This window comes from Enterococcus sp. AZ091 (genome assembly GCF_051714805.1).
Taxonomy (GTDB): domain Bacteria; phylum Bacillota; class Bacilli; order Lactobacillales; family Enterococcaceae; genus Enterococcus_D; species Enterococcus_D gallinarum.
Genome location: NZ_JBIOSO010000002.1, coordinates 301,144 through 321,022, shown reverse-complemented (window position 1 = coordinate 321,022; position 19,879 = coordinate 301,144). Strand labels below are relative to the sequence as shown.

The window sequence follows — 19,879 nt, the reverse complement described above, 5'->3', positions numbered from 1 at the left end:
TTTCCTTTTCAAATTTTTTTATTACGAGGCAAACTAGCCTTTGCTTCCAGAAGTAAGACTGATTCCTTGAATGAAATACTTTTGACCGAAGAAAAACAAGACTAACGCAGGAATCGTCATTAATGTAGAAGCCGCCATCATGATATTCCATTGAGAAGAAAATTGCCCTTTTAGTTGCAATAATCCGAGAGCTAATGTTTGTTTGCTAGGATCATTCAAGTAAATCAAGGGGCCAAAAAAATCATTCCAAGTATTCATAAACGTAAAAAATCCTACAACCATCATGGCAGGTTTAACTAACGGAAGCATGATCTTATAAAAAATCTGCCAGTGGGTTGCACCATCCAGGATCGCCGCTTCATCTAATTCTTTTGGGATACCAGCAAAAAATTGTCGCATCAAAAAGACATTGAACCCACCACCGCCAAAAAAGGCTGGGGCGATCAAAGGTACAAAGGAATTTACAAATCCTAATTTATTCCACATCATAAATGTCGGAATCAACGTCACTGCACCTGGAAGCATCATTGTCGCAATGACCATCGCAAACCACATATTCTTGTATTTAAAGTTCAAGCGGCCAAATGCGTAACCGCATAAGCAAGAAGTAAAGACATTCCCGATAATGCAGGGAATAATAATCAAAAACGTGTTAACGAGATAGGTCTTTAGATCCAAAACTTGAAAGACATCTGCGTAGTTAGAAAATAATAATTGATCAGGCAGCCACTTAGGGGGGAACTCAAAAATTTCATAGGAATCCATAAACGAGCTGCGTACTAGCCATAAAAATGGAACCAATGAGATCAGTCCAATCACCACTAATGGAACATACATCATGTATTTTGCTTTTCTCATGGTCATTTTTCTTGCCCTCCATAATACACCCAATTTTTTGCCGTACCAAAAACCAGCATCGTAAACAAACCAATAATCACAAATAGGATCCATGCTAATGCGGATGCATAACCAAACTGATTTTCTTGGAATGCTTTGCGGTAGATCAACAATGCGTAAAACAAGGTCGCATTATTGGGGCCGCCTCCAGTCATAATGTATGCTTGCGAGAATGTCTGGAAAGACCCAATCAACCCCATCACCAAGTTAAAGAAAATGATGGGCGAGATGGCTGGCAATGTCACATACAAAAATTTATGGCGCCAATTGCCGCCATCTACTTCCACAGCCTCCATTAGGACTTGGGGAACATCCTGCAGCCCAGCTAAGAAAACCAGAGCGGTACCACCACATCCCCATACGGCCATTAAAATCAAAGATGGGATCGCTGTTTGTTCATCAAAAATCCAGTTAGACGGCGGCAAATGGAAAAATTGCAAAACAGAATTCAGCAAGCCAAAATCCGGGTTGAATAACCACATCCATAAAATGTTTGAAGCCACCGCTGGAACTACCACCGGCAAGTAGAACAATGTTCGAAAAAATGCCTGTCCTCGAACTTTGACATTCATCAACAATGCGATCACTAGTGCAGCGATCAAACTACTTAACGTACTGCCAAAAGCAAAGGTGAATGTCACAACCACCGATTTTTTGAAAAACAGATCATCCATAAAAATCGTACGGTAGTTATCGATGCCGGTAAATTTGAAATCACCGATGACATTATAATCTGTAAAACTAAGAATCAGACTAACGATCATGGGGATGATGGTAAAAATCAATAATCCGAGAATTGCAGGGGCTGCAAAAGCATACCCTGCACGATTCTCTTCTTTGTGTAAATCATATTGTTTCTTTTTAGATTGTCCATCTGTTTTAAGTGTGATCATTCCTTCGTTCACCTACTTCACATACTCGTATTTGTCCCCGAACTGTTTCTCTAGTTTTGGCAAAATGTCTTCCTCAACTACTTCTCTTGGAGCTTTCTTGCCAGTCCAGACCTGTTCTAACGCGGGGTTCACGATTTGCTCGATCGAAGCAGCATCTTCGCTGTAGAAGGCCTTGTTTTTTGTCAACGCTTGCTCTTTTGCTTCAACCAGTGCTTCTTTTTTATATTCTGGTGAACGATCGCTTACGGCCCATTTTTGAAGGTGCGTTTCATCTGAGAACCAATTGTCTTGGTTAGGCAGCCATAATCCTGAATCGATGACATCTAAACTATTCTCAGGGTCTAAAAGATACTCTAAAAATGTTTTGGTTTCTTCCCAATGTTCTTGTGTGTTTTCATTATCAAAAACCACGATTGGCGGACCAAAATTCATTTGAACGACTTTTCCCATTTTTGGTAAGACACCCATACCTAACGCTAACCCTTTTTGTTCGATAGCGTCCCCCAGAGAACGTAAGTCCCAAGATCCTGTGATCGTCATCGCTACCCTATCTGTCAGCATTGCGGTATCAGTTGAAGGAATCGTACTTGCCTGTGAGGGTTTCGGCATCACATAATCTTTGTACATCAAATCCTGAATTTTCTCTAACGCTTCAATCGAAGCATCTGTTCCAATCAGGATTTGTTTGCCGTCCTGACTAAGCACCCCACCGCCATTGCTGATTAAGAAAGATTCATAGCCTAGACCAGTAAAATTGGAGATCCCATAGGTTTTGATATTTTTTTCGTCAAAACCAGCATCGCCTGGATGATTGCCATTTCGGTCGACTGTCAGTTCTTTCAGAATGGATACAAATTTATCCCAATCCCACGCTTGATTGACGTCATGAGGTGGAACTTCAACCCCCTTTTCTTCAAAATATTTCGTACTGTAGAACAGTGTAAGCATTCCTGGCCCTGCAGGCGATCCAAAGACTTTCCCGTTGTACTCCGAGCGTGTCTCTGCGATTTTGTTCTCAAATGGTCCTCCTGATTCATACAGCTCTGTCAGATCCCTTAAGTTGCCGCTCTTCCCCCACTCTGCCGTGCTTGTTTCAACCATATAGCCGACATCTGGAAGTGTTTTGGTACTAGCTTGTGTGTTTAGCTTCTCCATATAATTGTCATAAGGGATCTGCTGCGCTTTTACTTGGATCTCGTCTTGTGATTCATTAAAGTTTTTGATTAATTTATCGATCGAAGCTTTCTCCAATGTATCGCCCCAAAAAGAAAAATTGAGGGTAACTTTACTCGCTTGATCACCAGCATCATCATTGCTCCCACATCCCGATAATAAAAAACTTCCGCCTATAACCAATGTGGAAATGAGTAGACCAATTTTTTTCATCTTCTTTGCTCCTGCCTTTTTATATTCCATTTGTATGCGCATACAATAGTTCAAAAAGAAAATCAGACGGATTATTTTTTACAAAATGATTGCTTCATGTTGCCAAAATAATGCTGTCTGTTTTTCTTTACAATTTATACTATACAAAACGAAAATACATATTTCTTCCCGAGTTATGTGTTCCTTATTCCCGATTTTTGTTTGGCTCTATTTTCTAAATTAGAAATCGATTACATTTATTCTATCAGGCACATCACACAGTAAAATAAAGAGAGCAACACCGCATCACTATCTATAGAACAAAGGAGTAGAATACATGAGCTTATACTTGGAAATTCCTGAAATCAATCCGCTGTTCCCTTTCAAAACCTTTACAAATGAAGGGTGGTCGATCACTTATCCTCACTGGCACAAAGAAATTGAATTTATTTATTGTTTGGAAGGAACTGTCAGATTAGGGGTGGATGACGAGATCATTCAAATGCATGAAGACGAGATCTATTTTTTTTCTAGTGGTGAACCGCACTTCTTCTTGTCTTCGCCAAATAGTGAACGAATCGTTTATCAATTTGATATCAAACTCTTTCAAGGGCATGACAATATCTCGCCAAATGATCGTCCATTGGCCAAAGTATTTGAGACCGTCGTCAATTACAGTAAAGATTGGCCTACCCCGATCCAAAAAGAGATCCAGACTATCTTGCTTTCTATTTATCATGAAAACCAGAAACAGCGTGAAGGGTATCAATACAGTATTTTGAGCAGTTTGTATAAATTAGCGAATCTCTTGTACCAACTGCCATTGAAGAACAAAAAAACAGAAAAAGCCGCTTTAGATAGTACATTAAAAAATCGCGAGACATTGTTCCAGATCGACACCATCCTCGACTATATTGAGTCCAATTATTTACATGCGATCACGATTCAGGATGTTGCTGATCATGTGGGGTTTAGTCCTAGTTATTTCTCACGCTTCTTCAAAAAAAATATCGGGATGTCTTTTACCAGTTATCTGGCAGAATACCGCATCCATCGGGCAAAGTATATTTTAGGAACAGAGCTGGTTCCCATGGCAGAAGTAGCTGCCCGCTCAGGTTTTTCTAGCGTCAAAACCTTTCATCACGTCTTTAAATCAATGGTTGGCACTTCTCCTATGAAATTTCAAAAAAATATTTTCGGCTTTCACTAAATAACTACGCAAACAAAACCGAAATAGATTCCAAATCGTTGAAACCGCATTTATCATTTTTATCTAGAATAGGCAATAGTTCATCAGAGAAAAAGAGATCGGAGACTTCCAGATCTCTTTTTTGTTCTCTCGAAGGAGTAATAAAAAAGCGGGGGAGACAGGAGGGTTAACTGCCGAGATAACAGAAGACTCCACGAAATTTGCTTTTCAATTTTTGGGGTATTTTGACTTATTTTCGAAGATGCTGCTTCTGCTCCCTCTGTGTAGGCGTGTTTAGAGCGTGGAACAAAAGGAAAAAACTTTTGTTCCACGCTCTAAAGAAGAATGACTTGCTACCCAAATGCTTCATCTACACAGAACTTCCTTGTACGGATCAAATAGAATAAACAGCACTCAATTAATTGGTAGAGAATAAATAGTCCCCCGTTTTTACTTGCTCTTGAATCGTTTTAGCAAAACTACCATGTTCGGGAGTATTTGTGACAATGACAGGTATCGTTACATCATATCCCGCTTCTTTGATTTGTTGTCTGTCAAAAGAAATCAGCGGTTCACCTGCTTTCACATATTGATTTTCTTCCACATGAAGAGTAAAGCCATCCCCCTCCAGACGTACCGTATCGATCCCAATGTGGATCAAAAGTTCCACGCCATTCTCTCCTCTTAATCCGATAGCATGTTTTGTTGGGGTAGTCATGATGATGTAGCCATCGAATGGAGCATAAACGACGTCATCCTCAGGGAGAATCGCAATGCCGTCTCCCATCATTTTCTCTGAAAACATCGGGTCATTCACTGATTCCAAAGAGACAACCGTTCCTTTTACAGGGCTATTTATTTTTACAGCTTCATTCGCCTGATTGAGTTTATTTTCTCTAATACGCTTCTTTTCCATGAAAACAGTGAGAGTAAATGAGACACAAATCGCAAGCAGAATAACAATGATCGAAAACCAGAAGTTTGCGTTAAAGCCAGAGCCATCTGTTGGGATGAATGTCGGAATGGCAATTAATCCTGGTGATACGACTGCGTACTGCTTCAGTTGAACAAATCCAGCTAAAATACCGCCAACTGCTCCACCTGTGATTGCCCCGATAAAGGCACTGCGGTAATTGATCAAGACACCAAAGATAGCAGGTTCAGTGATTCCCATCACGCCAGTTAATCCAGAAGAGAGTGCTAGGGCCCTTTTCTCGGTATTCTTTTCACTATACGCAATCGCTAACGCTGAAGCACCAACGGCGACATTCGCTGCTAACATTGCTGGCATGACAAATGAGTCATAGCCATAATCTCCTAGCATTGCAAAAACGAGTGGAAACAATGCTTGGTTTGTTCCTGTCATCACAAGTAAAGGTGTCGTTGCCCCCAACAAACCAACGGAAAACCAGCCTAATTTATCATACAAAAAGCTCAAGCCATTAGCAATATAGCCTCCCACTTCATTTCCGATAGGACCTAATAGAATCAAGGTTACCGGTACTGTGATCAAAATGACAAGCAATGGTTTAACAAAGTATTTGATAGACTGGGAAATCAATTTATCCGCGATTCGATCAATCACTGCCATAAATAATACCCCGAATATCACTGGAATCGTTGTGGTATTATAACTCATTGTCGGTACAGAAAGGCCTAAGAAGGTAAGTCCTTCTACACCATTGATCAGTGAATGAACAAGAATTGCCCCTAGGAACATCCCCATCATGCCATTGATACCTAATTTGCGAGCAGCACTAAATCCAATATAAATAGGCAAAAAATAGAATCCAGCATCATTCACTGCATTTAAAATCGTATAAGTTCCACTTTCTGCAGATAATCCGAAAAAGGTCACACCAATAGTTAAAACGGCAGATACCAATCCGGCTGCTACAAGGATAGGCAATACTGGAACAAAGGTACCACTGATAAAGTCAACGACTAATGCCCCATAATCTTTTAACCTTCTTTTTTTTCGATCAGTGGATGTGTTTTCACTTTTATGCTCTAATTTCTCCATAAACATTGCATATACCTTAGGGACATCTGGTCCAATGATTAATTGAACATCGTGATCTCTTTTTACTGTACCTAAAATCAGTTTATTTTTCTTCAGCTGATCATCATCGAAGGCGGATGGATCATTCAATTGGAGTCGTAATCTAGTAGCACAATGGTTCGCTGTTTGCACGTTTTCGATTCCGCCGATGTGATCGATGATATACTCAACTAGTTCACTATAATTTGTCATAGCCGATTCATCCTCATTTCATTTTATAAATCGCTTTCATTTCATTTGATAATCAAAACTGGATCATCTGTTTCTTAGCAAACTGCCTATCCGAACGATACTGATTTTGCTCCTAGGAACCGCAAGATCAGTGTCATAAAAATACGATTACTCGCACCGTTCAATGACTTTCGTTCGGATAGTATAGTGTCTACTGTTTTATGTTACAAATTTATAGTTGTACCCCGTTTCCTTCTCACTCTGGACGTTTCAGGGACTGCCCATTTGAATGAATCACTTCTTTGTACCAATAATAAGAATCTTTAGGAATTCTTCGCAAATCAAGCAATTCGTCATCTGTCGTATTGATATAGACAAGCCCGTAACGTTTTGCCATGCCATTTCCCGTGCTCAATAAATCCGTAAAGGACCATGGATTGTAACCAAATACTTTTGCCCCATCTTCAATGGCTAGACCAACTTGGTAGATTTGGTCATTCAAGAATGCAATTCGTTCTTGATCATGGACTTTGCCGTCTTCTCCTAACGTTTCATGGGCACCGTAACCATTTTCCGTTATAATCATCGGCAAATGATAATGATCCTCCATATAGCGTAATAAGTAACGCATGGCAACGGGATCGATCTCCCAGTCCCAATCCGTGGTCTCTACAAATGGATTCACTGTTTGAGCAAAAATACCTGGATAATTTGGATAAACGAATTCTCCTTTTTTCCCAGACTTATTCAACCCAATTTCTTGACGTTGTGAATCAGCCGGTGATTCTTTTGCAACATTGCTGCGATAACAATTAATGCCAAAGAAGTCAATTTTTGCTTGGGCAACGAGTTCCATGTCTCCAGAGCGAATATCTGGATCAATATTGTGTTCTTTCCAGTAACGTTTGATAAATCCATTGTATTCACGATTGGCATTGAAATCATTCCAAATTTTTTCGGTTAATTCTTCGGCATTCATTGCTGCAATCTGATCTTCTGGTTTAGCAGATTCAGGATAAAACGGAACCATCCCAGGAACGGGTCCAATTTTCCCATCCTCAACTAACTCATGACAAGCAATAACTGCTTTAGCATGACAGAGATTCATAATATGGTTGACTCTCCATTTGTCTTCGAACCACGTCTCTGGATACTTACAGACACCTAACCAATCACCATAGACGATCTGCATATTTTGTTCATTGATTGCTAGCCAGTATTTTACACGGTCTCCAAACGCATTGAAGCAAGTTCTGACATACTGATCGAAGGCATCGATGATCCCACGATCATACCAACCATTAAACTCTTCATCTACCCATACCGGCATGTCATAGTGATACAAGGTAACGATTGGTGTAATCCCATGAGCAACGAGTTCATCAATCAACTGATTATAGAAATCAATGCCTAATTGATTCGGAACACCAGAATTATCTGGATAAATTCTAGGCCAAGCAATAGAGAAACGATAAGAGGTAAATCCTGCGTCAGCCATCAATTGAACGTCTTCTTTGTATTTATGATAATGATCAGCTGCAATCGAATTATCGGTATAGGGCTTTTTTTTCTTACTATTCAAGTCAATGATCGCTGTAGAACGACCATCCTCTGCCACTGCGCCTTCTACTTGCCAAGCAGCGCTTGATGCTCCCCACAAAAAATTATCTGGAAATGTTGGTTGATCTTTAAAATGCATGACCTTAGCCTTCTCTCTTATATTTAAGTAAATAACCGTTGAATAATAAATCAAGGACAAAATCAATGCCATAGGTATAGTAAAGCAACTCATTGATTTCTTTCTCATGTGTTTGTGAACTTAAATGATATAATTTGTCAAAGTAACGATTGTAAATTGGGTTGCGGTTGTTGGTAAACAAGATCGCTGTTGCTGGAATCTCTTTAAATACATCTAGCATGGAAGAAACAAATAGACCCGAAAGTGAAAAAACAATGATCAGTGGCTCTTTATAAGTGGTTAATGCGACAGTTAGATCATCTTTTGAGGTTAGCAATGTGATTCGTTTGCCAAAAATAACCATCCGTTGCTGAAAAGTTTTGACGCTCCCTGCGATATTGCTGGAGCATAAAATCATTACCTCCTGATTGCTATTGATCAGTCGAACCAAGCGATCGACTTCTTGTGTGTTAAAGCGTAAGCTGAGTTCTTCCATTAAAGAAACAATGTTGCTTTGAAGCTTCGACAAGAAATCCTCATACCCATAAAATTTCTGAAATTCACTGATGCCATCATCAAATGTTTCTGCGTTTCTTTTCATTTCCAAAAAATTTTCGTACCCTAATTGTTTGGCAAACCTTCTAATTGAAGCTCGCGAGACATGCTTTTCTTCCGCAATTTGATAAATGTTCCATCGTGCCACACTCTTAAAGTTATCCAAGAAAAATTTTGCCAACTCAAATTCCACTGTTCCTACTTCATTTTCGTTCACAATATGATTCAGCTTATAAATAAAATTTAATCGATTATTATCCATTTTTTTAATCTCCCTTGGCCAAGTTTGATTGTATCCATAGTATAGCGTATCCGTTTACAAAAATGGGGTGCATATCTTGCACCCACAAGGAATATCCTAGGAAATCAACTAAGTTTGTTGCCCTTCCCTTCCAGTTTATCAATCAATCACGACTCCTTGATTAGAAGATTCATTGCATGTCACCTGAAGATAGCTTTTAGACAGTTCGTATTGCTGGGGCATAGAGTTTGAATAAAATGGGGGCCTTTTTACGAAAAAAAAAGAATCAATTGGTTTTTTACCAATTGATTCTTGCGAATGATCCAGCAAACAGTTGCTCACGGCTTACAACCTCGGAGCGGTTGCTGACATCTGCTCATTATAGAATGTTGTCATGCTCTATTTACAGACCTTCTTTCAGATGTTCTTTGCTAGTTTTTCTCACCCAGATGTCTTTACCCGTTTGTTCAATAAATAATTCAGTTTCAGGAGCTAGCTGACACTCAACTTTACCTTCCTTTAAAGTAATTCGCAATTCTTCCCCTTGATAAAAAAGCTTAAAGACAAGTTCTGTTATTTCTTTTGGTAGGTGATTGGACAAGCGAATGCCTTCATCATAATAAAGACCAGCAAAACCATAAATCAAACTTAGCCAGCTGCCTCCCATATTTGCCGCATGGATGCCATCGACGACGTTTTTTTGCAGATCAGTCAAATCCATCAATGCCGTATCCATGAAATAGCGATATGCTTTTGCTGTTTCTCCGATACGACTAGCCATCACACTGAAAATCGAACGAGACAGCGAAGAATCATGGGTGGTGACTTTTTCATAATACTGATAATCTTGTTTTAGTTGTTCTAGGGTAAAATCACCCGTAAAAAGCATTTGCGCTAATACGGTATCCGCTTGTTTGCAGACTTGATGTTTGTAAATTATCATCGGATGATAATGCAACAATAAAGGATAGTTAGCAGCTGGTGTCTCTTCAAAAGGCCAGACAGATTGTTCAAGAAACTCATCATCTTGCTTGGTAAGTCCACGAGACGCATCATAACCGAAATACATGAGGTCTGCGGCTTGCTGCCATTGATCGATCAGTTCCATATGCTTTTCGTATCGTTTCGCCAGTTCAATGGCATAATATAAATTGTTTTGAGCCATTTTGTTGGTATAAAAGTTATTGTTGACCAATGCACTGTATTCATCAGGTCCGGTGACCCCATTGATACAAAAAGAAGGTTTGCCGTCTTTTTCGATGAAATCACCATAACTCAACCAAAATTTTGCCGTTTCGAAAACGACTTCACTGCCGACTTCTTCAATAAAGCGGACATCTCCTGTGACCCGTTCATAGAGTTGAAAAGCATAAACGATATCGGCATTGATATGCAGTTGTGCGGTTCCGGCAGGATAATAGGCACTCGTTTCTTGACCATCAATGGTGCGCCATGCAAACAGTGCACCGTCTTGGCTCAGCTCTTGTGCCCGTTTTTGCGCTTGCGGTAAAATAGTTGCTCGATAAGTAAGCAATGCTTTCGCAGTGTCTGGATTGGTGTAAGTAAAAAAAGGCAACAAATACATTTCAGTATCCCAAAAATAATGACCTTCATACCCTTCACCTGTCAACCCCTTGGCAGCAAAATTGGTTCTGCCATCACGTCCTGCCCCCTGATTCAGGTGAAACAGATTGAAGCGGATCCCCTTTTGTAGTTCTTGATCACCCGTGATCTCGATATCACTCGCTGCCCAAAACTGCTGATAGCTTTCCCTCTGTTCGGCAACAAATGTTTCAAAATCAACCGCTTCTTGATAAAAGGGTGCGTCCTCTGCTTCTTGTAATCGCAGTTGAAAAATCGTCGTCAGGGATTCTCCAGATTGGATCTGCCCATCGCCGCCTATCACCCGAATTGCCAGTTTTTTTTGACTATGAGGGGCTGTCCAAATGGCATAGTCGCCATGCTCTTCTTTCAGAAGCTGATGCTCTTTATTCGCAACACGAGGATCATCTGTTTGATTGACTGTGAAGCGCTGGTCCAATGGATGGGAAACAGTGATTGGCTCTGTGAAATTTGCATTTTTGATTGTGTAACGACAAACATAAAATTCACTGCGCGTCATGGAGGCAAAAGATTGCATCTCAAGATCAAAGCTTTTTCCTAATGGGGTTTCTACATGGTAAGACTCATGAAGGATGCCTTCTGCCATATCTAATGTCAGCTGGATTTGTTCCGTCTGCCAAACGCTGTCCGACGACTGCTCTTGTCCAATGCTTAAAGAAAGCCCCCGCAGGTTGGGTAACTTGCAGATGGTTTGGTGTTCTTTAGCATAGCCATAAGCCCATTCGCCGTATTGGATCGGTTCACTGTCAAAAAAACCATTGACAAAAGCCCCGGGATTCCCAGGATAGTTCGCATTCACTTTAAGGGGATGCCCTGCTCGGACACCGATTTGACCATTCCCCACAGCGAACAGCGTTTCTAAATATTCCGGTTTCTGATGAGAGAGTTCTTGTGCCTGCAATAAAAATCGTTTGTCCATCTCTGTTCGTCTCCTCCGCTTTTTTCTTTCAGTTCTATCCTACACTACTAAACACCCAATGCAAAGAATCCGACTTCAGCTGGGAGGGGCATCTACTTTGGTTCTTCTGATAGAGTATGGTACCATGAAACAAACTTGAAAGAAGGCGATTACTTGGATTTATGGCTAACAAATATTCGAATGGAAACAAGCTACATCAAAGAAAATGGCTGGACCTCTGGCAGCCAAACCAAACGGGCGGCGATTGGGATCAGTGAAGAAAAAATTACCGAGATCCTTCCCATGGATGAATGGAAAGACACGCCAGGAATAACTGTTATCGATGGTCAAGGCCAGTTATTATTACCCGGCTTGATTGAAAAACACTGCCATTTGGATAAAAGCAAATTAGGAACTCCATGGCGTCCTGTCACACCGGCAGCCAACTTAGTAGAACGTTTTGAAACAGAGATTCCTCAATTGGATGCATTGCCTCTTTCGATTAAAGAACGGGCACAACAATTGATCGATTTGGAATTGCCTCATGGTGTCGTGTCCTTTCGCTCCCATATTGATATTGAACCAATGACTGAACTGCGCTATTTTGATGCACTAACTGAATTGCTTGCTGACAAACCATTTGGTACGGAACTTGTTTTGTTCCCGCAACACGGTCTGCTGCGATCAAATGCCGTCGCATTAATCGAAGAAGCATTAGCTACTGGTAAAGCTGCATTCATTGGCGGGGTCGATCCTTATACATTAGATCAAGATTATCAGCAATCATTAAAAACAACCTTTGAGCTGGCAAAAAAAGGCAATATTGGCATAGACATTCATCTACATGACCGCAAAGAAGCCGGTCGTGCAACGATCAAAGAAATCATTCGGCTGACCAAAGAATATGCTATGGCAGGCAATGTCTTCATCAGCCATGCCTTTGGCTTAAATGATTTTGAAGAAGCTGAACGCACAGAAGTTTTTCAAGCTTTAGCAGATCAGGACATTCATATCGTTTCAAGTATTCCAATCAGTCAGGGAACGATTCCTCCCCTTAAAGAATTACAAAGTTATGGGGTTGCTGTTCACATTGGTTGTGACAATATTTATGATTCTTGGTCATCACTGGGTGACGGCTCCTTGCAAGAAAAGCTCGCTCGTTATTTAGAGATTTTTGGCGTTCAATCACAAGAGGCATTGACCCAGGCATTAGGCTTGGTAACAGATGGCAGAGTGCCATTAGATCAAGAAGGAAATCAACAATGGCCAAAAGTTGGCGATTCTGCTGATTTTCTTTTGACCCCTGTTTCTTCAACGGCTGAATTTGTCGCCCGCAAAGGTCACGTCAGCTGCAGTTTCTTTAAAGGACAACCAATCTACAACGCATAACCAATAATTACTGACAAAAAAGCCGATTTGCTACAGAAATGTAGCAAATCGGTTTTTTACGAATCAATGGTTGCACAAAAAATGATTCGGTCACCTCTCTTTTGCTGATTTCGCTTGACGCTGATCCGATTATTCGGTTTACTTATGATAGCGAATACAAAAAGTGAGGGATTACCATGTATACTGCAAATATGCAACGATATGAACGCATGACATATAACCGTGTCGGAAAATCAGGTTTAAAACTTCCTGCAATTTCCCTTGGTCTATGGCACAACTTCGGTGATACAGATCCAATTGCGAAACAGCGGGAAACGATCCTAGGAGCCTTTGATCTAGGCATTACCCATTTTGATTTGGCCAACAACTATGGTCCCCCTGCAGGATCGGCAGAAAAGAATTTCGGCCGCATTTTAAAAGAAGACTTACAGGCTTATCGGGATGAATTGATTATTTCATCAAAGGCTGGTTACTATATGTGGCCTGGTCCCTATGGTGAATGGGGTTCTAAGAAGAATTTGATTGCCAGCTGTGATCAAAGCCTGCAACGTCTAGGCCTAGATTATGTCGATATTTTTTATCATCATCGCCCAGATCCAGACACACCATTGGCAGAAACGGCTCATGCACTGGACTTGTTAGTACGGCAAGGAAAAGCCCTCTATGTTGGTGTGTCCAATTATTCTGCAGAACAAACAAAAGAAATCGCCAAGATTTTGAAGGACCAAGGAACCCCCTTTATCATCCATCAACCTCGCTACAATATGTTTGATCGTTGGATCGAAGATGGATTAACAGCTGTCTTAGAAGAGGAAGGATTAGGTGCGATCGTCTTTAGCCCTCTGGCACAAGGATTATTGACTGATCGTTATCTGCATGGTATTCCCGAAGACTCTCGAGCGCATCGCTCAGATAGTCCTTTTTTGACAGAAGATCGTGTAGCTCCAACCTTAAATGTAGTCAGACAATTGAATGATATTGCTCAAGAGCGAGGACAAAGTTTGGCAGAAATGGCATTAGCTTGGCTGTTGCGTCAAGAGACTGTTGCTAGCGTATTGATTGGTGCTTCTCGTTTGAGTCAACTACAAGCAAATGTCCGGGCTTTGGACCAATTAACTTTTTCTGCTGAAGAACTAAAAAAGATCGACGAAATTTTAGTGCTTTTAAAGAAATAAGCGTTTGATTTGCTCGCTGGCCTTTCCCATGGGGGAACTGCCCCGCATTGAGTAAAATGGCGGAAACTTCATTTCAAACAACAAAGAAATCAAACGACCGCAGTGTGTATTGTCCAGAAGCTATTAATGCTTCGATGCAATAACCCTCGCGGTCGTTTGGTTCTTTTTTGCTACATTTTAGTTGATTGATTCTTTTTGCCAATCAATGGCTAATTGCAGGCAGCCTTTGATGCCACTTTCATTCACTAGTTGCCATGGAACAATGTACTCTTCTACGCTTGGAATCGAAACGTAGCCCCCTAGTTCCAACAAAAATTGTTCTCTGATTTTTGACAGCAAGTGGGTCTGATTCATGACACCACCGCCTAAAATAATCTTATCTGGTACAAAGGACAATGTATAATTGACCAATGCTTGCGCTATATAATAGGCTTGCAGCTCCCATACAGGATGATTTTCAAGAAGAGTCTCTCCCTTTTGCCCCGTTCGTGCTTCGATGGAAGGACCGGCAGCTAGCCCTTCAAAGCAATCCTGATGATAAGGGCAAGTGCCGACATATGAATCCTCTGGGTGCCGTTTGATCCGGATATGCCCCATTTCAGGATGAGATTTGCCTTGGAATAACTGGTTATTCACGATTACACCGGCACCGATCCCAGTCCCCACCGTCAGATAAATACAGGTATCGCAGTCTTGAGCAGCCCCTTTTTTTAATTCCCCATAGGCCGCTGCATTGACATCTGTTGTCCAAACCATTGGAATCGGATAGCGTTGTTTTAACGTCCCCAAAAAGTCAAAATTTTGCCATCCGGCTTTAGGTGTTGCCAAAACATGCCCATAGTTGGCTTGCTTGGGGTCCAATCCGATTGGACCAAAGCTGCCGATCCCCATCGCGGCCAGCTCATACCTATCAAAAAATCGGAAAATTTCGGCCAGTGTTTCTGCGGGTTCTCTCGTAGCGATTCGCTGTGAAGCAATAATCTTCCCCTCTTGATCCGCTACTGCACAGTTCATTTTTGTTCCGCCTGCTTCTATGCCTCCATACATCATTGCCTATCCCTACTTTTCTACTCGAATATCGAAATAATCCATTACTAGCTCACAAAACATCATGTTTGCCCAAGAAAACCATTCACGAGTGTAATCCGTTGGATCATTGACATTGATACCCTCATGCATCAAATGCGTTCCTGCATCGATCGCTACCAACTGATCTAAAATTTGGGCTTTTTCTTCTTTGTTTGGTGTCGTCAATCCAGTCATCGCCATCGCGATCGGCCAAACAAAATTATGCGGTGTATGAGATGAGCCGATCCCACTAGCAAATTCGCCTTGATAGTAATAAGGATTTTCGTCACTTAAAAGTGTTTTTCTCGTAGCTAGATAAGTTGGATCTTCCATGGAGCCATAGCCTAGATAAGGTGCAGAAATCAGGTTAGGTACATTGCTGTCGTCCATGACAGAGGCATTGCCTAACCCATCCACTTCATAGGCATAGATCGTTTCGCCAGCTTGATTCGTCGTATACGCATATTTTTCGATCCCCGCTTGGATCTCTTGCTTTAAATCGGCTGCTTCGGCCACTAATTCAGGCACATCTAAAATGTCGGAGAAAATCAGTTCCAAATAACCTAATATCACAACAGCGAACATGTTTGACGGAATCAAATAGCCATAGACACAAGCGTCGTCGCTTGGACGAAATCCTGACCAAGTCATCCCTGTTTTAGCAACTGGGGTTCCTTTGCCGGCGAACTTCAGCGTATCTTCTTGACGTTCTGTTTGGCGCTCAAATTGATATGGTGACTGCGCGTGATCTTGTTCTGTCCGAAAGACGGTTAGGACTTTTTTGACCCCTTCAATAAAGTTTTTATCAAAGTGATCGGTGCGCCCGGTGTTTTTATAAAGTAGATAGGCTAACTGGATCGGATAGCACAATGAATCGATCTCATATTTCCGTTCCCAGATCCAGCCGTTCATTTCGGTTAGATCATCTTGGTGTCCGGCAAAATTTTCTGTTTCATTGAAGGCATTGGCGTAAGGATCGATAGTGATAAACATAAATTGCTTTTTGACTAATCCGGCAATCATATCAGACAGTTCTTGATCATCTTTTGCTAAACACAGGTACGGACGGACTTGAGCGGTTGAATCTCGCAGCCACATTGCAGGAATATCCCCTGTCAAAACAAAGGTACTGCCATCTTCTTGCTTCTTGACAGTGGTTAATACGGTATTGGCAAATGCCGCATTAAAGTTTTCCGCCCAATTTGCATGGTCTTCGCCACAAAGCAACGTGATTTTCTCCATAAAACTCTTAATTACTTTCGGTATTTCGCTGTATCCCATCTTCTTTTCCCCTTTTACAAAGAAGAGCCGACAAAAGTAGACAAAGCCGCTGGTCTTTCTGCAACGAAAAGCTTCGGGTAGTTGATGTTCAAGACTGTTCAATCCTCCATCCTATGCCCGATTTGCTAAGAATGAACCAACCTTCGCTGATCTTGAAAATCTGCTGCCAGTCCTTTCGCTTTGTCTACTGATATTTCTCTTCAAACTTTAAATGATTGCAGCACTTTCTAATGCCATGACCCCTGATAATTGGTCAGACAAGAAAACACTAGTTGGAATTTCTGCGACTAACCAGTCTCGGTAAGCTAACAGATGTCCTTCCTTCTGACTATGCTCTAACAAGCGTTCACAGCTGGATGTCACAAATCCTTTGATGGAGGCTATGTCTAAGCCCACTTTTTCTGCTTCTTTGACTAAGAGATTCAAATAACGGTATTCAATGCCTTTGAACAATCCAATGTCACCACCATCTCCTTCATCATTGAAGACCCCATCTTTACCAATAACTTCAAAGGATGTTTTGGCACAAGTGATTGCATCTTTTAAATAAGAAATATCGTCAGTCACATGATAAAATTCTATCAATGCTCCAATATAGACCCCTTGGTTGTAAGTAAATTTCCATTGCACATCGATTTTGCCATCGCCGTTACGATTGATACCATCTTCTACGAATTGTGTGTCCGGCTGTACCAAATATTTTTTCATCCATTCTAGTGTCTGTTGGCTTGTAGTCAGATAGCGTTCATTGGCTTCAACTTGATACAGACGTAATGCTAGAATAATAATTGGTGCATTTACAGGTGTATTCTTATAGTCAAGCTGCGTGCGTTTCCAAGCAAATCCGCCATTCATATGATCATTCCAAGCAGTATCAAAAATATCCAGACATACTTCTCGGGCGTCAGCTAGGTATTCTTTTTTCTTAGTCAAGTCATACAAACGTAATCCAGCTAATGCGTTCCACAACATGTCATCATAAAATTCATGCAGCAATGTGTTATGGTTTCTTGCTTTATTGTAATGATAGGTTTCTTCTGCTTGCTGCAAGTAAGCCATATCGTTGGTCCGCAGATAAGCATCAATGCGTACATCCACTAAATGCGCGATCCACCAGTAATTGAAGGTTTCATTTTCTTTCTCATCCCGCAATGGATAAACGTTGTTCATAAATTGTTCTTTGGAAGCTGCTTGATAGAAATAATCGATACTTGTTTGTGCAAGATCGGCATACTTGTTAAAATCGGTCATTCTCCTGATCCTTCTTTCAATATTTTATCACCTTGTTGTTGAGCATTTTCTAGTGCTTTTTGCGGCGTTGTTTTTCCAGAAAAGACATTTTCTAATTGTGGAATAAGGGCTAGTTTTTCGACATCGGAATACCCCATAACAGTTGGTCGAATTTTAGCAAAATCCATGGTTTCCACAAAAGCTTTGTACTTCTCATTTTCAGTGAAGTAGGTATTTTGCGCTGCTTCGATATTTGCTGGTAGCCAAGTGGAAATTTTTGCAAACTCGACACCGATATCTGGGTTGGTCGTCCACCACTTAATAAAGTCCCAAGCAGCTTCTTGGTTTTTGGCCGTTTTGGGAATCACTAAACCAAAGCCACCCGTCAACGCCCCTTTGTCCCCATTTGGTCCAGTTACTGGAGGGACGACCCCATAATCCAAGCCATCCACTTTATCATAATCTGCTAATGCCCAAGGTCCGTTATAGGCCATCGCAACTTTACCAGCTGCAAATGCATCAGATCCATCATTAAATCCTTGTTGATAGACCTTCGCTTGATTCATTAATTGATCCCAGAAATCAAGAACGGTCATTCCTGCCTCAGAATTAAAAGCAGTGGCAGTATTATCAGCGTTCAGCATGGTTCCGCCAGCTTGCTGCAACCACATATTGAACAATCCAACGTCATCAAGAGAAAAACCAGCTTGCACTAACGTTTTTCCATCCCATTTTGTTGTTTTCTTCGCAACATCCAACAACTCATCCCAAGTCTTTGGTGGTTCTACTCCAGCTTCTTTCAGTAATGTTTTGTTATAAAAGAGAGAGCGGTTGTCTACTAAAAGTGGGATTCCATATTGTTTATTGTCGTATTGCATTTCTTTGACAGTTTCTTCATAAAAATCGCCCATATCTACATTGTCTTTTTTGATCAAATCATCTAGATCCAATAAGGCATTTTTTTTGGCATACATCGCTGTATTGACGCGATCCCACAAGATAACATCTGGAATTTCGCCACCGGCCATTCCGGTCAGCAGCTTTTCTTCAACGTTGTCTTGAACTTTATAGGTTACCTCGTATTTGTCTTGGCTATCATTGTATTGATCGATCAATTGATTGAGCTGATCGACTTGGTCACCACTCCAAGAACCCCAAAAAGTGATTTTCTGCTTTCCGCCAGCTCCATCATTGCTTGCCTGATCATTGCCTCCACCACATGCACCTAACACTGTCATCGCTGCTACTAACAGCAATCCTTTGATTATGTTTTTCATCACATTCACTCCTTCGTTTTATTTGATACCGGCATCTGCCATGCCTTGTACATAATTTCGTTGTGCAAAAATGAATAGAACTAAAACAGGTAGTGTTGCCAAAATCGTTCCTGCCATCAATGGACCATAATTTGTATTGTAGTTGTATTGGAAAGCTGCCAGTCCAACTTGGACCGTTTTCATCTCATCTGCATTCAAGACAATCATCGGCCACATAAAGGCATTCCAGCCTGCTTGAAAAGTCATAATACCTAGCGTTGTCAAAGCAGGTTTTGCTAGCGGAAAATAAACATTCCAGAAAATCTTGAACTCACTTGCACCATCGATTCGAGCACTTTCTCCGAGTTCTTTTGGTAATTGTTCGAAGAATTGTTTCATAAAGAAAATCGAAAACGCTCCTGCTGCTCCGGGAAGCAGGATTGCCCAATAGGAATTGATCAATCCTAACCCACCAGTACCAGTTAGATCATTCCCTCCAGCCAACGGGAATCCGCGAAGCACAATAAAGGTTGGAATCATTGTGACAATACTTGGAACCATCATTGAAGCTAGAAAAACGAGAAAGATTGGTTTCTTCCCTTTGAATTTCAGCTGACCAAAAGAATAACCAGCTAATGAACCAAAAAATAAATTTGTCGCTACACCCCCAAGTGCTAATATCAATGAATTTTTTTAATAGTTTAAGAAAGGCATCGTTTCAAAAACTTCTTTATAATGATCCCAAGTAAAGTGGCTTGGAATGATTTGCATCGATCCGCTGAGAATCTCGCTATCGGATTTAAAGGATGTCGACAAGGTCCAGATAAACGGCAGAACCGTTGTCAAACTGATCAGAATCACCAAGCAATACCAGATGAATGACTGCATATGTTTTGTTTTAGCCATCG

General features: G+C 41.0%; 14 protein-coding genes and 1 pseudogene. 3 read left to right on the top strand and 12 right to left on the bottom strand.

What is annotated here, in order from left to right; genetic code table 11:
- Positions 1–33 precede the first annotated feature (33 nt).
- From IGJ28_RS14000 to IGJ28_RS13990, 3 genes are read right to left on the bottom strand one after another with little or no spacing between them, the layout of a single operon-like run.
- Positions 34–864: a carbohydrate ABC transporter permease gene (locus IGJ28_RS14000; protein ID WP_003125619.1), complete on the bottom strand. Its 831-nt coding sequence runs from the start codon at positions 862–864 to the stop codon at positions 34–36.
- Positions 861–1,790, bottom strand: a complete 930-nt coding sequence (locus IGJ28_RS13995) for a carbohydrate ABC transporter permease (RefSeq protein ID WP_252711544.1) — start codon at positions 1,788–1,790, stop codon at positions 861–863. Before IGJ28_RS13995 ends, IGJ28_RS14000 begins: the two co-directional genes overlap by 4 nt.
- A gap of 12 nt (positions 1,791–1,802) precedes the next feature.
- Positions 1,803–3,176, bottom strand: coding sequence for an ABC transporter substrate-binding protein (locus tag IGJ28_RS13990; RefSeq protein ID WP_252711545.1), 1,374 nt, complete (start codon positions 3,174–3,176; stop codon positions 1,803–1,805).
- Positions 3,177–3,492: 316 nt separating this feature from the next.
- Here IGJ28_RS13990 and IGJ28_RS13985 point away from each other — a divergent pair, with 316 nt between their 5' ends.
- Positions 3,493–4,365: an AraC family transcriptional regulator gene (locus IGJ28_RS13985; protein ID WP_029486470.1), complete on the top strand. Its 873-nt coding sequence runs from the start codon at positions 3,493–3,495 to the stop codon at positions 4,363–4,365.
- A 397-nt stretch (positions 4,366–4,762) separates the two neighbouring features.
- Here IGJ28_RS13985 and IGJ28_RS13980 read toward each other — a convergent pair whose 3' ends face one another.
- The 4 genes from IGJ28_RS13980 to IGJ28_RS13965 all read right to left on the bottom strand — a co-directional run bounded on the left by IGJ28_RS13980 (position 4,763) and on the right by IGJ28_RS13965 (position 11,593).
- The gene (locus IGJ28_RS13980; protein WP_438845455.1) at positions 4,763–6,598 is read right to left on the bottom strand and encodes a beta-glucoside-specific PTS transporter subunit IIABC; all 1,836 of its coding nucleotides are present in this window, start codon (positions 6,596–6,598) and stop codon (positions 4,763–4,765) included.
- Positions 6,599–6,833: 235 nt separating this feature from the next.
- Positions 6,834–8,276 (bottom strand): glycoside hydrolase family 1 protein, encoded by a 1,443-nt coding sequence (locus IGJ28_RS13975; protein ID WP_252711546.1) that lies wholly within the window; start codon positions 8,274–8,276, stop codon positions 6,834–6,836.
- Positions 8,277–8,280: 4 nt separating this feature from the next.
- Complete coding sequence (locus IGJ28_RS13970) at positions 8,281–9,072, bottom strand: MurR/RpiR family transcriptional regulator (RefSeq protein WP_029486465.1); 792 nt, start codon at positions 9,070–9,072, stop codon at positions 8,281–8,283.
- Positions 9,073–9,454: 382 nt separating this feature from the next.
- Positions 9,455–11,593, bottom strand: coding sequence for a glycoside hydrolase family 65 protein (locus IGJ28_RS13965; RefSeq protein WP_438845454.1), 2,139 nt, complete (start codon positions 11,591–11,593; stop codon positions 9,455–9,457).
- A gap of 153 nt (positions 11,594–11,746) precedes the next feature.
- Here IGJ28_RS13965 and IGJ28_RS13960 point away from each other — a divergent pair, with 153 nt between their 5' ends.
- On the top strand, positions 11,747–12,961 hold the full coding sequence (locus IGJ28_RS13960) for an amidohydrolase family protein (RefSeq protein ID WP_252711548.1): 1,215 nt from the start codon (positions 11,747–11,749) through the stop codon (positions 12,959–12,961).
- Between the two features lie 176 nt (positions 12,962–13,137).
- Complete coding sequence (gene mgrA, locus IGJ28_RS13955) at positions 13,138–14,136, top strand: L-glyceraldehyde 3-phosphate reductase (protein WP_113849338.1); 999 nt, start codon at positions 13,138–13,140, stop codon at positions 14,134–14,136.
- Positions 14,137–14,313: 177 nt separating this feature from the next.
- Here mgrA and IGJ28_RS13950 read toward each other — a convergent pair whose 3' ends face one another.
- From IGJ28_RS13950 to IGJ28_RS13930, 5 genes and pseudogenes are all read right to left on the bottom strand, one after another.
- A complete protein-coding gene (locus IGJ28_RS13950; protein ID WP_252711785.1) occupies positions 14,314–15,183 on the bottom strand; it encodes an ROK family protein in 870 nt (289 codons plus the stop codon).
- 12 nt (positions 15,184–15,195) lie between these two features.
- Entirely contained in the window at positions 15,196–16,485 is a 1,290-nt protein-coding gene (locus tag IGJ28_RS13945; RefSeq protein ID WP_113849336.1) for a glycoside hydrolase family 125 protein, read from the bottom strand.
- A gap of 207 nt (positions 16,486–16,692) precedes the next feature.
- On the bottom strand, positions 16,693–17,736 hold the full coding sequence (locus IGJ28_RS13940; RefSeq protein WP_003125607.1) for a glycoside hydrolase family 76 protein: 1,044 nt from the start codon (positions 17,734–17,736) through the stop codon (positions 16,693–16,695).
- Positions 17,733–18,992, bottom strand: a complete 1,260-nt coding sequence (locus IGJ28_RS13935; RefSeq protein ID WP_155853066.1) for an ABC transporter substrate-binding protein — start codon at positions 18,990–18,992, stop codon at positions 17,733–17,735. Before IGJ28_RS13935 ends, IGJ28_RS13940 begins: the two co-directional genes overlap by 4 nt.
- A gap of 18 nt (positions 18,993–19,010) precedes the next feature.
- A pseudogene (locus tag IGJ28_RS13930) lies at positions 19,011–19,877 on the bottom strand (carbohydrate ABC transporter permease).
- Between the last annotated feature and the right edge of the window lie 2 nt (positions 19,878–19,879).

Coding starts and splice junctions, on each gene's coding strand:
- IGJ28_RS13940 (WP_003125607.1), bottom strand. CDS start 17,736: ATGACCGATTTTAACAAGTATGCCGATCTTGCACAAACAAGTATCGAT.
- IGJ28_RS13935 (WP_155853066.1), bottom strand. CDS start 18,992: ATGAAAAACATAATCAAAGGATTGCTGTTAGTAGCAGCGATGACAGTG.
- IGJ28_RS13975 (WP_252711546.1), bottom strand. CDS start 8,276: ATGCATTTTAAAGATCAACCAACATTTCCAGATAATTTTTTGTGGGGA.
- IGJ28_RS13945 (WP_113849336.1), bottom strand. CDS start 16,485: ATGGGATACAGCGAAATACCGAAAGTAATTAAGAGTTTTATGGAGAAA.
- IGJ28_RS13950 (WP_252711785.1), bottom strand. CDS start 15,183: ATGTATGGAGGCATAGAAGCAGGCGGAACAAAAATGAACTGTGCAGTA.
- IGJ28_RS13980 (WP_438845455.1), bottom strand. CDS start 6,598: ATGACAAATTATAGTGAACTAGTTGAGTATATCATCGATCACATCGGC.
- IGJ28_RS13990 (WP_252711545.1), bottom strand. CDS start 3,176: ATGAAAAAAATTGGTCTACTCATTTCCACATTGGTTATAGGCGGAAGT.
- IGJ28_RS13995 (WP_252711544.1), bottom strand. CDS start 1,790: ATGATCACACTTAAAACAGATGGACAATCTAAAAAGAAACAATATGAT.
- IGJ28_RS13985 (WP_029486470.1), top strand. CDS start 3,493: ATGAGCTTATACTTGGAAATTCCTGAAATCAATCCGCTGTTCCCTTTC.
- IGJ28_RS13965 (WP_438845454.1), bottom strand. CDS start 11,593: ATGGACAAACGATTTTTATTGCAGGCACAAGAACTCTCTCATCAGAAA.
- IGJ28_RS13970 (WP_029486465.1), bottom strand. CDS start 9,072: ATGGATAATAATCGATTAAATTTTATTTATAAGCTGAATCATATTGTG.
- mgrA (WP_113849338.1), top strand. CDS start 13,138: ATGTATACTGCAAATATGCAACGATATGAACGCATGACATATAACCGT.
- IGJ28_RS14000 (WP_003125619.1), bottom strand. CDS start 864: ATGACCATGAGAAAAGCAAAATACATGATGTATGTTCCATTAGTGGTG.